This is a genomic window from [Micrococcus luteus] ATCC 49442, assembly GCF_010367585.1.
Classification (GTDB): Bacteria; Actinomycetota; Actinomycetes; order Actinomycetales; family Micrococcaceae; genus Arthrobacter; species Arthrobacter luteus_A.
This window is the reverse complement of record NZ_JAAAXP010000002.1, coordinates 105,963-118,918: the sequence shown is the minus strand read 5'-3', so window position 1 is coordinate 118,918 and position 12,956 is coordinate 105,963. Positions and strand designations below refer to the sequence as shown.

The 12,956-nt window shown below is 59.8% G+C and carries 10 protein-coding genes and 1 pseudogene; 8 read left to right on the top strand and 3 right to left on the bottom strand.

All coding sequences use genetic code 11. From position 1 onward, the window contains the following. The first annotated feature begins 24 nt into the window (after window positions 1–24). The 4 genes from GUV69_RS22270 to GUV69_RS22255 all read left to right on the top strand — a co-directional run bounded on the left by GUV69_RS22270 (window position 25) and on the right by GUV69_RS22255 (window position 3,145). A complete protein-coding gene (locus GUV69_RS22270; RefSeq protein ID WP_164207063.1) occupies window positions 25–495 on the top strand; it encodes a hypothetical protein in 471 nt (156 codons plus the stop codon). 142 nt (window positions 496–637) lie between these two features. Next, window positions 638–1,645 (top strand): NAD(P)-dependent alcohol dehydrogenase, encoded by a 1,008-nt coding sequence (locus GUV69_RS22265; RefSeq protein ID WP_164207062.1) that lies wholly within the window; start codon window positions 638–640, stop codon window positions 1,643–1,645. 281 nt (window positions 1,646–1,926) lie between these two features. Then, window positions 1,927–2,526, top strand: coding sequence for an LURP-one-related family protein (locus GUV69_RS22260; RefSeq protein ID WP_164207060.1), 600 nt, complete (start codon window positions 1,927–1,929; stop codon window positions 2,524–2,526). Window positions 2,527–2,896: 370 nt separating this feature from the next. Next, window positions 2,897–3,145: a hypothetical protein gene (locus GUV69_RS22255; RefSeq protein WP_164207058.1), complete on the top strand. Its 249-nt coding sequence runs from the start codon at window positions 2,897–2,899 to the stop codon at window positions 3,143–3,145. Between the two features lie 381 nt (window positions 3,146–3,526). On the opposite strand, the gene GUV69_RS22250 is transcribed toward GUV69_RS22255, so the two are convergent. Both GUV69_RS22250 and GUV69_RS22245 read right to left on the bottom strand, forming a co-directional pair. Next, window positions 3,527–5,146: an ATP-binding protein gene (locus GUV69_RS22250; RefSeq protein WP_164207056.1), complete on the bottom strand. Its 1,620-nt coding sequence runs from the start codon at window positions 5,144–5,146 to the stop codon at window positions 3,527–3,529. Between the two features lie 101 nt (window positions 5,147–5,247). After that, a complete protein-coding gene (locus GUV69_RS22245; protein WP_164207054.1) occupies window positions 5,248–6,195 on the bottom strand; it encodes an SIR2 family protein in 948 nt (315 codons plus the stop codon). 917 nt (window positions 6,196–7,112) lie between these two features. On the opposite strand from GUV69_RS22245, the gene GUV69_RS22240 reads away from it, so the two are divergent. Further along, the gene (locus tag GUV69_RS22240) at window positions 7,113–7,829 is read left to right on the top strand and encodes a hypothetical protein (protein ID WP_164207052.1); all 717 of its coding nucleotides are present in this window, start codon (window positions 7,113–7,115) and stop codon (window positions 7,827–7,829) included. Between the two features lie 776 nt (window positions 7,830–8,605). On the opposite strand, the gene GUV69_RS22235 is transcribed toward GUV69_RS22240, so the two are convergent. Continuing rightward, a complete protein-coding gene (locus GUV69_RS22235; protein WP_244292963.1) occupies window positions 8,606–9,538 on the bottom strand; it encodes a LysR family transcriptional regulator in 933 nt (310 codons plus the stop codon). Between the two features lie 123 nt (window positions 9,539–9,661). On the opposite strand from GUV69_RS22235, the gene GUV69_RS22230 reads away from it, so the two are divergent. The 3 genes and pseudogenes from GUV69_RS22230 (at window position 9,662) to GUV69_RS22225 (ending at window position 12,555) form a co-directional block, all read left to right on the top strand. Beyond that, entirely contained in the window at window positions 9,662–10,750 is a 1,089-nt protein-coding gene (locus GUV69_RS22230; protein ID WP_164207050.1) for a tartrate dehydrogenase, read from the top strand. Between the two features lie 177 nt (window positions 10,751–10,927). Further along, window positions 10,928–11,341, top strand: a pseudogene (locus tag GUV69_RS23550) (anion permease); the annotation flags it as partial. Window positions 11,342–11,454: 113 nt separating this feature from the next. Continuing rightward, on the top strand, window positions 11,455–12,555 hold the full coding sequence (locus GUV69_RS22225; RefSeq protein WP_280113781.1) for an SLC13 family permease: 1,101 nt from the start codon (window positions 11,455–11,457) through the stop codon (window positions 12,553–12,555). Window positions 12,556–12,956: the final 401 nt, after the last annotated feature.

The following is a 12,956-nucleotide window of genomic DNA, read 5'->3' as shown; positions in this document are numbered from 1 at the left end:
GAGTATTCGGACAAGGAGTCTGCAATGTCATCACCGGCAACATCCCAACCCCAACCGACGATCGCGGCAAGGACCCGGGACGAAGCTTCGCTGTCACTCCTGCGTCTGTACCTGCTGCGCGCCGGCTACCTGTTGATGGCGGTCGGACTGGCGCTCACCCGGTGGCCCCTACTGATCGGGCACGACGCGTCCTGGGCGCTGATGGACAGTGTTGTTGTCTGCATGCTCGTCGCGCAGTCCCTGCTGTTCTTCCTCGGCGTCCGTTACCCGGTGAAGATGATCCCGATCCTGCTGTTCGAAATGACCTGGAAGGTGATCTGGCTAAGCACGGTGGCGCTGCCGCTCTGGTTTGCGGGTGCGCTCAACGACGCCACCGCCAGTGTGGCAATTAATTGCTCCCTGGTTGTGATCGTCCTCGTCATCCTTCCCTGGCCGTACCTGCTCCGGCAGTACGTGACCAGACGCGGTGACCCGTGGCTGACCACAGCCCGATGAAACCTCCAACCCCCTCGCCACAGGAGCTGATCATGACCATGTCAGAAGCCGGAACGACCAAGACCCGCCCGATGGCTTCTCACCGGAAGGCCGTCACCAAGCTCACCGCTACAGGCACTGACGCGAGGGAGGGGATCGCAGGATGAGGGCCGCCGTCTATCGCCGCTTCGGCGGTCCGGATGTGGTTCGGCTTGAGGAACAGCCCAAACCCGTACCTCAGCGTGGCGAGCTCCTGGTCAAGGTCCAGGCAGCCACTGTCAGTGCCGCTGATTACCGGGCACGGACCAAAAACGTTCCACGAGGGCTGAAGCTTCTCAGCTCGGTCACCCTCGGCTTTAGTACCCCGCGCATCCCGGTCCTAGGCATGGACATCGCCGGGGTTGTCGAATCAGTCGGTCCCGACGTCACCCGTTTCAAGCCCGGTGACGAGGTGATCGCGATGCTGGGCGGGACGTTCGGCGGCCACGCCGAATACGTCACCGTCCCGCAGGACGGCGCCGTCACAGCGAAGCCGGCGAACCTGACGTTCGAGGAAGCCGCGGCGCTGGTCTTCGGCGGGATCACTGCCCAGGCGTTCCTCGGCAGAACCAGTATCGGGCCAGGGATGTCGGTGCTCGTCAACGGGGCCTCAGGTGCCGTCGGAACCGCAGCCGTGCAGCTCGCCCACATCGCAGGTACCCACGTCACGGCAGTATGCAGCGGAGCCAACGCTGACCTGGTTCGTTCCCTTGGCGCCGAGACCGTAATCGACTACACCCAGGACGACTTCACCCAGACAGGGGTGGCCTACGACATCATCGTGGACTGTGTCGGCAACGTACCGTTCCGGCAATTGCAGCCACTGGTCAAGCGTGGGGGAGCGCTGCTGGCTGTCGCTGCCGACCTCCTCGGGGTTCTTACCGCAGGGGTGCGCTCACGCCGGACCGGCATCCACATCACCGCCGGCAACGTCCCGTTCATCGCCGCCGACCTCACCCACATCGCGCAGCTCGCAGAAACCGGACACTTCGGCCCCGTCATCGACCGTTCCTTTGACCTCAGCGACATCGACGAGGCACACCGGCGCGTCAGCACCGGCCGCAAAACAGGCAACGTCGTTGTGCGGGTCGCTGCCCCGTCCACGCAAGAGCCGACGATCGAAACCAGGTAACACCTTTCCATACAGGCAGCCCTCAAAGTGCCGTAAACCTACACTTAGCTCTTAGACCACTGACGGGTTACCCAGATGCCTGGGGAGGAGCGGTGAACTTCATTGAGCTGCCCATGGCAAATCCCCATGGAACGGCACCGGTGTTGAAGGAAACGCCATGGTGCAAACGGCCAGCCGGGGGAACAAAGGACCGGTCCTTCAACAGGAGCCGGTCAAGGCAAAGGACATAGCAACCGGCGGACCGCACACTGTTCGGGACCGCCTTAACCACGAGGACGCACATGAGCGCAGAACTTGCCCAGGGCATCGACCGTTTCACGGTCATACAGAAGCTCACCCTGATGGTGAACCGGTACGAAATACGTTCCGTGACCACGGAAGGGCAACCCGGCCACCTGCTCGCCGTCGCACAGCAGAAGCGGGCCGCTTTCAAGGAACAGGTGACCTTCTACCAGGACGAGTCACGGACCATGCCGCTTTTCTCCTTCAAAGCCCGGCAGCGCCTTGACCTCGCCGCAACGTACGACGTGCTGGACGCCAATGGACAACGGATCGGCAGCTTCCGGAAAGACTTTGGCAAGTCCCTGCTGCGATCGACCTGGCACCTCGAAGCAGACGGGCTCACAGTCACCGGCAGTGAACGCAGCCTCGGCGTCGCCATCGGCCGCCGCATCTGGGAAGCGACACCTCTGGGAGACGTGATCCCTTCGCCCTTCCGTTTCCACTTCGACTTCATCGACCCGAAAGGAGAAGTGCTCATGACATCAGAACGGGGACGGTCCCTGCGCGACCGCTACCTCATCACCCTCCCCGGCGCCCGACTTGATGGCCGGATTGCCGCGGCGATGGCAGTGGCACTGGATGCTCTCCAGTCCCGCTAGATCCGCCAAAGCGATAGGAAGACACCCCGCTAAATTCAAACGGCGGCCAGAGGGCGCACCGCCTTGGCTGACCACTTCTAAGCCGCCGTCTTTCGCGTCAATAAAGTCGAGCAACGGCCTCTGACGCGCCCTTCCTCGGGCACTCTCCCGCAGGTTTTCGAAGCGCCGGTAAGGAGGATTCCGTCAAGCTATGGGCCGCGCCTTAGCAGCGACCAGCGGTTCCCGGTATCTTCGATGGGGCCCGCGTTTGCTCCTTAAGGCCTCTGCGGAGTTGGGGGAACAGGAGGGATCGCACCGTGGACTCACGCTGACCAGTAGAGGTGACCAAGGCCTCTGTATCAGGTGGCGGACACGTACCAGACTGAAGTTCATGGCGTACTTCATTGAGTACGTGACCCATCATGCTGTCGGTCGTTCCATCATCGACAGCGGCGACTTCCATGACGCCTTGGCCAAGGCCCAACAGGCGCTGAAAGGCTTGCCTGGCATCAAAGCCGTATTGCGGTATGCAGCCGGGTCGAGTCCCGCATTCGGTGAGGGCGTTGTCCTGGCAGCCTTCACGTGGGCCGAAGGATGGCAGATGCATGAGGCGGACCCGGACTCCTCCGCCTTCACTTAGCCGCAGACAGCCCGCTGCCGAACGCATAGCCGTGAGCCACAGGCAAAAATGGCACCAGCGATGGCAAGAAACAGCCCCTTCTGCAGGCACTCCCCTGCCCTTTTTGGAACGCCGATAACGGACGTTACGTAAAGTAAGTAGGCTGATAGTTGCATACGACTCTTAGTTCATACTAGCTTGCGCCCGCCGCGACCGTCATCTTCAGGGACAAGCACCAGGGCAGGACGCAGCCGTACTCCGAATTCATTCAATGGACCTTGCGAGCCATTTTCGGCATGCCTATGGGAAGTCTTAAGAGCGATTAACCGTTATCCGATAAGCGTCCAGTGTGGAGCATCTCAAGTCGCCGAGCATAGCCACATTTGCTGTCATCTCAGTCAGTCAGCAGGGCTCACAGGGTCTCCAGCCCGTGCTGTATTGAGGACCATCAGATTCTGGGGGAAACTTTGGTTTTCGGACCCGAACGCTGACGGGCACTGGAAAATCGACTCCCATGAATATTGCTTCTCCAGGGACGAGACCAGGGAGCAATTTCATGGCTGATAGATCGAGTTCAGCAGCTGCTTGCTCAACTCGTTGGCGATCACGTCCATCGGCAAGACGGTGCACGATCAACATTCCAACTTGGCTTAGAACGGCTGTTGGCAGGTCACCCGGTCTCTGGGTTGCGAGGCAAACAGTAAGGCCGTATTTTCTACCTTCTTTTGCGATGAGGTCAAACCCATCAAGATGGGAGGTCGTCTCGTCCCCGACAGTTACGTTAAAGAACTGGTGTGCTTCGTCCAGAGCGACAACCACGGGGTTGCTGCGGAAGTCACCGCGGCGTGCCATCGAAAGCAACGCATGTCCCAGAACGTTGACGATAATTTCCCTCAGATTGTGGCTAAACGTGAGGTTGCGGAGGGAGATCCTTAGGATGCCGGCTTCCTGTGTAGCCAGCCAATGCTTAATTTCCGTGAGAAGACTCGCGCCACTTTGATCCTCGACAACAGACATGATCTCTGGTGTTTGGACGAGGTCTTCGATCCGGCTGACAAGGGTGCTGGCGTACCCTTGAGAGTTCGCGTCAACGCGGCCAAAGCTATTTGGTTTTTGCTGGTCCGTGGACCAGACACATTCTTCTAGGAGCTGGCGTGCCAGATGGCGTAAAGAGAACTGCGAATACGGGGACTCTATGGACTTTGCAAAGTATCGCTGCGCCTTGTCGTATGCCCGGCGGTCCTGGTTCGCCTTCGTGAATAACCCTTCTGACTGAAGGTGATGGCTTAGCTCAGTTCTTGCAGCTGCGTTCGACTCTGAGTCAAGCAGATGCCGCAACCTGAGCGATCTAATCGCACTCCGGAGCTTGGGAAGCTGCGATCCACTGGAGGGCGAGATGAATGCATTCCGATCAGTCTCCCGCATATGCCAGTGCGGAACAGACACAAGGTTCGCATCGGGCTCTCCGTCAGTGGATCCCAGGACGAGGTGCCGTGCTATCGCACCGAGGCTGCGGAACTCTCCTGTTGCGTCGATCAGGATCATGCGGCCCCCAATTTCGGAGGCGCTGGCGGCAAGATGGGAAAGAGTCCAACTCTTGCCTGAACCAGTGGCACCAACGACGGCGGTGTGCTTGCCAAACAACTTTTCGGCCGGGATGCCAACCCTAATGCCGTTTCCTACAGTCAAGGTCCCCATATCAATCTCGTGGGAACTGTGGTCCGTTTCGATTCCAGAAATGACGGCTCGAACGGCCTCTTCGCTGGCCGCGAAGACTCGATCTCCCAGCCTCGGGTAGGCGGCGACACCCCGCTGCGCTTGGCCAGAGTTCTCAACTGTGGAAAGGAGCTGGACACGTCCCCAGTTGCCGCGTGTGCCTTCGCGTCGGTCAAGGTCGCGGGTATCAGCTACCGGTCCAACCCTCGTAACTTCGATCAGGCGTCCGAAGATGCCGCGCCCGCCGGCTTCGACGATGAAAAACTCCCCAACTTCGCCCTGTCCCACGCGTTGACCGAAATGCATCGACGGAAGGTCTCCTGCCCCAGGCAAGTCGACGTCAATGTACGATCCCTCGACGCGTGAGACGGTGCCGACGTGCCGCTCCTGTGAAAAGAGGTGCAGCACTACGTCGTCCTGCGCTCTTCGAGGCGCGAGATCCTGTCCGCATGGGCTTGTCTTTCATCGAACTCCGAGGCATCTGGCATTACCCTTACGAGGTCATCGAAGCGCCCTTCCAGAAGGGTGATTCTGTGGTCTCCGTCCTGAGCCAACCTCTCCAACCAATGCATGGTTGCGCTTCGTTTTGACTCAAGTCGGATTCCTGGGTCGACGACAATAATGCGTAACCCAACATTGCTTCGTATCGCGGCTTCGATTGGTGCCACTATGTGTTCATCATTGAACCCAAACCCAACCACCAGCAGCGATACGTCAGGAACGCGAAGGGCCATCTGGAATCGGGACATCATCTCGAGATAGGGCTGGCGGAAACTCAGCTGATACTTATTTGCCGACGGATAGATCAGAACGGGGATATTTGGTTTACCTGCTACGCGTCGCGTAGTGGACCCAGTACTTTCCCAGTCCACGGAGCCATGAAGCTTGAGGAGGTGCAGTACATTACCCTCCAGGATTAATCGATCGTGAGCGCCCCGCCGGACGAAATCCACATCAAATAAGCCTCCGTCAAATTCACGACGTGAGGAAACCCCAAAGCCATCTATGATCTGGAAGCGAGCACGTCCAGCTGCTTCCTCGAAGGCAAGGTCGTAGTTGGTTGTAAAGACTTTCGTGCGCTGTAGTCGTGCGGACCGACGGCCGATCTTTCGCAAGAACAATTGATGAATGTCTAGGTCGCTGTCCGTGCTCACGAAGCTACAGGCGTCGAGAATAACGTCCTGAGCCTGATCGAGGAAGGCCTTCAGCGTTTCGTCTTCTTGCAGACTCAGCTGTGCTTGAATGTGCGACAGGAAGTGCTCTATGTTTTCAGTCTCCAGAATGGTTCTAGGAACGCTTGCTGAAACCGTCTGAAAGTCAGGTAGTTTGCTGACTTTTTCCCAAAGGTCCCACATGGTTGGGGCCTTACCCTGCTGAAGGCGTGGAATCCCTAGCGATGTTCCTAGGCCGCTTAGGACGATAAACGAATCACTCATTAACGCGCGAAGTAATTCGTTCCTAACTTCCTCGCGTTCGTTCGTGCCTCGCGTTTGCTCGAATAGGTCGCGGGCGCCCGGAAGAGCAATCCACTCCCCCGTCCTTCCTCGCAGCGAGCTCGATATGCCGCCAAGGGGTTCTCCATCGACTTTAGTGTCGAACACTGAACTTGTACCGTCGCCAGCCTGGATAGGTTGCTCACCCGTGTCGCTCAAATTCCCCTACTCTCAGATCAGCAGGGTAGCTACCCCCAGATAGAGCATAGTGTTTAGGCGCCGGACTCGTGGGCGCTAGCGAGCACCACACTGCATGAGGTTCTTCGACGTCCGGCCGGCACCGTACTCCACCGCGGCTGTCCTTGCGCTCTATCACAAGCCCTTACGGTGCCTGTCCGTCGAACTCATCAAAGCTATGTGAGCTTTAAGGCTTAGCGACTTCGTCCAGCTAACCGACTACTATGACAGCCTTATCGCAAAACTGGTTTCTTCAACTCCGGAGCGCGATGGAGGCGGCAGCGAAGACATCTACTACGACCTGCCCGCTCAGGGCCGGTATCCCGGGGAAATCCGACAGTGTCTCCGCAAGACGGCCAACAAGGCACACATACAGAACTATGTTTTGAAAGAGCAAAACACGGAGAGGAATTGGGTCGCTTCCGGGGGTGGGCTCGACATCATCCTTCAGGTTGCCAGCAGCATCGCTGACGAATGGGTGCGCTAGCCCCTTCGGTTCACCAGTCGCCGCCGCTAGTGCCCTTCTGTTTCTCGCCTGGATACCGCTTGTCTCTGGAATGTCCGGAAGGGTTTTATAGTGGACCAGGTTTTATAGTCAACACATGATGATCCCTCTAGACCCCGAGGCTTCCATCGACTTTTCGGGTGTCGATTTCACCGCATTCTTTCAGGGACCCGCTGTTTATGACGGGAAAGTGGTCGGTGATCGTGCGATGGACCTCATTGAGCAATACTTGACGGAAAGCGGTCTCTCTTGCCGCCGTTGCTTTTATGCGGGCCGCGGTGCCACGTCCGGTGGTCCAGCCTTTTTGGAAGTCTTGCTCTGGGTGCAGGATCACTGGGAGTTTCTGGCGGGGGCAGCGTCGGTTGTGTTGGCCAGAGTGGCCAAAATTCTCCACAAGTGGCGGCAGCTGAAGGGACTATGGGAACAACGGGTACTCGATCCTTACCGGCCTTCCGTCGTTGTTGAGTTGGCCGCGCGGACCCGCGGTGACGGCGCCGAAGTGTGGAACGAGGAAGCCTCGTCGTTCCGGGCTCTCCTGAGTCGCGTACCGGACATTAGTCAGCGGCTTCGGCATGAATTGCCGGAACAGAAATTTACCATTCGGGTCCAGGCTATCGGGCTGTCATCGGCTACCGCCTCCGCTTCCTTTAGAGTATCGGAAGTGCGGCTCTCTGATGCAGTGAAAATGGTGCGGTTCATGGATAAGTGCAACGACCAGAGTGATTTAGTCGTCTCGCTTTACCGCAAGTTCGGTTTCCTAACGCGGCTTGAGCAAAAGAAGATCAGCAATTTCATGGGATCGATGAACGAGTGACAGCGCCGCCCATGATGACTCCCCCCAGCTTTACGAAAGGTCCGTTATCGGCGTTGAAAGCACAGGAGTAGAAGTAGCTGCGAGAACTCCCGCTCTATGGCCAATTCGGCGTTTTCGCAGGTCAGTCGCCTTTGCCGCGATGACTGTGTTCGGGCGCCGAAACGGGCCCAGCGGACACGGCGGCAACGCCTTGCCCGGGGCGCGGGAAACCATCAAACTCGTCCGCAGCACCGGCCGCACCATGGCAGTTTTCACCAGCGGATCGATGCAGACGCCGGCACAGATCGGTGCGTCCCTCCGCTCCCACGGATGGACGTCCGGGACGACGAAGTGCTCACACCAGCTGTTGTCGCCGCGGAAACAACGCAGACTCTCTATCAGGACCAGCCGCTTCTCGTGTTGGCGGCAACGGCGTACGTGACGACTTTGAACGCCGCGGACTGAATCTCGTCAACCTGGACCGGGCACTCGCCTGGGACTCCACGAACGCTGCTGCCGTCGTCATCGGCTGGGACACCGCCTTCGGCAAAGAAAGATTCAAGCCGCAGCAAAGGCATTGCTTGCCGGTGCTGAAATTAATTGCTCCTCCGACGCGCCCCGCGCTTGGTCGCGGCACCCGCGAAGCTGTAGCGGCTGGCCGGAGACCGGTCGTCCAGCCGCCGGCCAGCGAGTCTTAGGGCCGGTCCTGACATCTGACAGCCACTGGCCTAGCGCAGGTGCAGGCTTTCCGCACGGCTCGGTTCCGTTTCAGCACGCTTCGAAAGGCCGCCACCGTATTACGCCAGTCGTTCCATGAGTCCCCTCCTGAGGTAGTCGATGGCTTCACTGACGCGGCGTGGGGTGTGTACGCCGGCCGGGTACACGGCATGGATGTCCGCTGCCGGCGTCGGCACGTCCTCCAGAACCTGCTGCAGCAGGCCCTGCCGCAGCATCGGGTTTACGTGCCAGCTCGAGCGCATGATGAGTCCAAGACCCTGAAGGCACCATCCGGTGACGACTTCTCCGTCGTCGCTGACCATGTTGCCGTTCACCCGCACCTGTTGTTCCCGGCGTTCTGTTCCGAACCTCCACACGGCATAGTCGCTGTGCTCCTGCCGGAGGATGATGCAGTTGTGCTGTTCCAGTTCGGCCACTGTCTTGGGCCGGCCGACGCTGTCGAGGTATTGAGGGGCAGCACACACCACCCGGCGGCTTTCCGCAAGGCGTCTGGACTTGAGACGTGAGTCTTGCAGGCTGCCGACTCGGATGCCGAGATCAAAGCTTGTCCCGGCAATATTGAGGGGAAGTGCCGACAGCTCCAGGTCAATCGAGATCCGCGGGTGTTCCCGCACGAATTCGCCGAGCAAGGGGGCGATGTGGATCCGGCCGAGCCCAATGGTCGAGTGCACGGCGATCCGTCCCTGCAGGTCGCCGTATTTTTGCGACACCCCTTCCTCGAGGTCGGTTTTCTGCTGCAAAATTGACAAGGCCCCGGCAGCGTATTGCTCCCCTTCGGGTGTGAGGGTCAGTTGGCGGGTGCTCCTTCGGACGAGCTGCACGCCCAGCCGGGACTCCAGTTGAGTCAACCGCTTACTCACTGAGGGGAGTGACTTTCCCCAGCTTCTGGCAGCATCCGTGAGGCTTCGCGAGCGGGAGATTTGTTCGAAAAACTCCAGGTCATCCACGCTGCTCAAATCCACAAAATCCTCTTCTTTCTCCTCAAGAAACAATGCCTTGCTTCAAAGCCTCTAACTGTAGCTCTTCTTCATCCATACACTGGTGTGACAGAAAGCACAACGCGCCACTCGGTATTAGCAGGCCCGGCATCGGTGCCCCAATAAGAAAGTTTCACCATGACGCAGACGCACAAGATTGCCGTGATCGCCGGAGACGGAATTGGGCAGGAGGTTGTACCGGAGGGGGTCCGGGCACTGGAAGCCGCGGCAGAGTCCTTTGACTTCAACCTGCAGACCACATTCTTTGACTTCGCGAATGGCGATTACTATCTCAAGCACGGGCAAATGCTTCCTGATAACTGGTCCGATCAGCTCAGCGGCTTCGATGCCATCTTCTTCGGTGCTGTTGGTTCTCCGGAAACTGTCCCGGATCACATCTCCCTCTGGGGAAGCCTCCTGCAGTTCCGGCGCCACTTTGATCAGTACGTCAACCTGCGGCCCGTCAAGCTGCTGGCCGGCGTCAAGAGCCCTCTGGCGGACCGGGTTCCAGGGGAGATTGACTTCTACGTCGTACGGGAAAACACCGAGGGTGAATACTCGAGCATCGGAGGCATGATGTTCGAAGGGACCGACAGGGAAACGGTTATCCAGGAAACTGTCATGACCAGGACCGGGGTGGACCGCATCCTCAAATACGCGTTCGACCTCGCCGACAGCCGCCCGAAGAAACACCTCACGTCGGCAACCAAGAGCAACGGCATCTCGATCACCATGCCGTACTGGGACAAGCGGGTCGAAGCGATGGCGCAAAACTTCAGCGACGTCAGGACCGACAGCTACCACATCGACATCCTGACAGCGAACTTCGTCCTGCATCCCGAAAGGTTCGACGTCGTCGTGGCCAGCAACCTCTTCGGGGACATCCTGTCCGACCTGGGACCGGCATGCACGGGAACCATCGGCATCGCACCCAGCGGCAACATCAACCCCGAACGCCGGTTCCCGAGCCTCTTCGAACCGGTTCACGGATCAGCCCCGGACATCGCCGGAAAAGGCATCGCCAACCCCATCGGACAGATCTGGAGCGCGTCCATGATGCTCCAGCACCTCGGCGAAGACGCCGCAGCGGCCGCAGTAGTGCGCGCCTTCGAGAACGTCTTGGCCAGGGGAGACCAGTCCCTCACGCCGGACCTTGGCGGAAGCGGCACAACCGCACTGCTCGGGAAGACCATCGCCGACGAAATCCGTGCCGTCGCCGCCGGCTGACCGCGTCGAGGACCGAACAGTCGCATTTTCGCGCCACCTAGACCCCCTGCCCAGTGAAGGCCGGCGGCGGCCCACTGCTGCGCCCGCAGCATCCTGACCGTTCGGCACCCGTCGCCCCGGAACCGCAATGCCGGGTAACCGAACCGAACGGATCCACCCAGCGACCGAAGGACGAGGATGTCCAACAATCTCCCTGCACCCACGCAAGCACCGGGTTCGCCCCGGCGAACCGACGTTATGGCAGCCCTGTTGGGCGGAAAAACGTTTCGAAGCCTAAGTGAACAAACCCTTTCCCCCCGGGAAGAGAAGTTCGAGAGGGCACGCCAAACACTGGGGTTCTTCCTTGCCCCGGCCGTGGCGGTCGTCTTCGCCCTCCTGCCCACCGCAATGGACCCGACGCAACAGCTACTGGCCGCGATCCTGCTCGGTGTGATCATCCTGTGGATCTGCGAGTCCGTGCCCATCCCTGTGGGAGGACTCATCGGGGTGGCCGCCGTCGTGATCCTCGGGGTCGCCCCGGCCAGCGACGTCCTGAGGCCCTTCGGCTCAACGACAATCTTCACCTTCATCGGCGCGTTCATCCTTGCCCAGGCGATGCTTAAACACGGCATAGCCCAACGGCTGGCCTTCGCTGTGCTCTCCATCCCCGGCGTGCCAAGTCCACCTACCGCATCATCATCGCGTTCGGCGCGATCACGTGCCTGTTGTCGGCCTTCGTCTCAAACACGGCGACGGTGGCTATGCTCATGCCTACCGCACTGGGCATCCTGGCCGTCATCGCTCAACTCATGCAGGACCGCGGGGCCGTCAAGGCAGACTTCGACCCACTCCGCCTGCGCGTGGGAGCGGCACTGATGCTCATGCTGGCCTACGGTGCCAGCATCGGCGGCCTGCTCACACCCGTGGGATCCCCGCCGAACCTCATCGGCCGCGGCCTCATCGAGGAAGCCACCGGGGAACGCATTTCCTTCGCCCAATGGGCCGCCACCGCCGCACCCCTCTGCCTGGCCATGTTCGCTGTACTTGCCGTGATCATGTTCCTGATCAACAAGCCCGAGATACGCCAAATCACCGGCGTCGATGACTTCATCCGCGAGCAAAAAGCCGCCCAGGGCAAGATGAAACGGGCCGAGGTCAACACTCTGGTCGCATTCGGCTTCACGGTCACCCTCTGGCTACTCCCAGCCGTGGCAAGCCTCTTCCTCGGCGCGGATTCCGATCTCTACATCTTCCTCGACGACCGGCTGGATGAGGGCATCGTGGCAGTGCTCGGAGCCTCGCTGCTGTTCATCCTCCCCACAGACTGGAAGAAGCGCCAGGCCACGCTCACCTGGTCGGACGCAGCAAAAATCGACTGGGGAACGATCATCCTCTTCGGCACCGGCATCATCTTCGGCTCCCTCCTTGCGGCCACCGGTCTCGCCGAAACCATCGGAACCACCGCTTCTCAGAGTCTCGACATCACCAACGTCGTCACCATCACCGCGTTCGCGGTGGTCCTGGCCATCCTCATCTCGGAAACAACCAGCAACACCGCCTCGGCGGCCGTCGTCGTTCCCATCGTCATCCCGCTCTGCATGGCGATGGACGTCGACCCGTTCATCCCCGCCCTGGCTGCGACCTTCGCAGCATCCTTCGGGTTCATGCTTCCCGTGTCGACCCCACAGAACGCCATCGTCTACGGTTCAGGCACCGTGCCAATCACCAAAATGATCCGCACTGGAATCGTCTTCGACATCCTTGGGGCAGTCCTCATCATCAGCATCGTGCCTATTATGGTCGCCATAACCGGCATCGGCGGATAACCTCCCCGTCAGAGGCAACCCTCAACAGCCGGTGCTCCGCTCCGTCCGATGGGAAGCATCAGAGCTTCCGTAGTTCCCGAGCTGACAGAGGTCAAGCCGCTACTCGAACAGTCCGCGCGTGGCATCGAATTGGTCGGGGCTTCGTCCGAGGAAGCGGCAACAGCCATTAAGGCGAGGGGAGCCTCTACCGGGTTGGAGCGGCTTCAGCACCTTTTCTCCGTGTTGCGGGGTCCTGTCCAGTGCCCCTGAGAAGAACCGGCGCTACCTGCGATCGACTTGGAAGCCAGTTATGGGCTCAGCACGGCGGCGGAGAACTTCCAGGCTCCGTCCTTCAGTTGGAACATCGTTGTCGCCCTTAGGTATCGGTGTCAGCTCGTCGTTCCCCGCGAGCTGTACAGACC

What these genes read in the sequence shown, in the direction of transcription:
- GUV69_RS22270 (WP_164207063.1), top strand. Translation starts at nt 25, where the DNA reads ATGTCATCACCGGCAACATCCCAACCCCAACCGACGATCGCGGCAAGG.
- GUV69_RS22265 (WP_164207062.1), top strand. Translation starts at nt 638, where the DNA reads ATGAGGGCCGCCGTCTATCGCCGCTTCGGCGGTCCGGATGTGGTTCGG.
- GUV69_RS22260 (WP_164207060.1), top strand. Translation starts at nt 1,927, where the DNA reads ATGAGCGCAGAACTTGCCCAGGGCATCGACCGTTTCACGGTCATACAG.
- GUV69_RS22255 (WP_164207058.1), top strand. Translation starts at nt 2,897, where the DNA reads ATGGCGTACTTCATTGAGTACGTGACCCATCATGCTGTCGGTCGTTCC.
- GUV69_RS22250 (WP_164207056.1), bottom strand. Translation starts at nt 5,146, where the DNA reads ATGCATTTCGGTCAACGCGTGGGACAGGGCGAAGTTGGGGAGTTTTTC.
- GUV69_RS22245 (WP_164207054.1), bottom strand. Translation starts at nt 6,195, where the DNA reads ATGTGGGACCTTTGGGAAAAAGTCAGCAAACTACCTGACTTTCAGACG.
- GUV69_RS22240 (WP_164207052.1), top strand. Translation starts at nt 7,113, where the DNA reads ATGATGATCCCTCTAGACCCCGAGGCTTCCATCGACTTTTCGGGTGTC.
- GUV69_RS22230 (WP_164207050.1), top strand. Translation starts at nt 9,662, where the DNA reads ATGACGCAGACGCACAAGATTGCCGTGATCGCCGGAGACGGAATTGGG.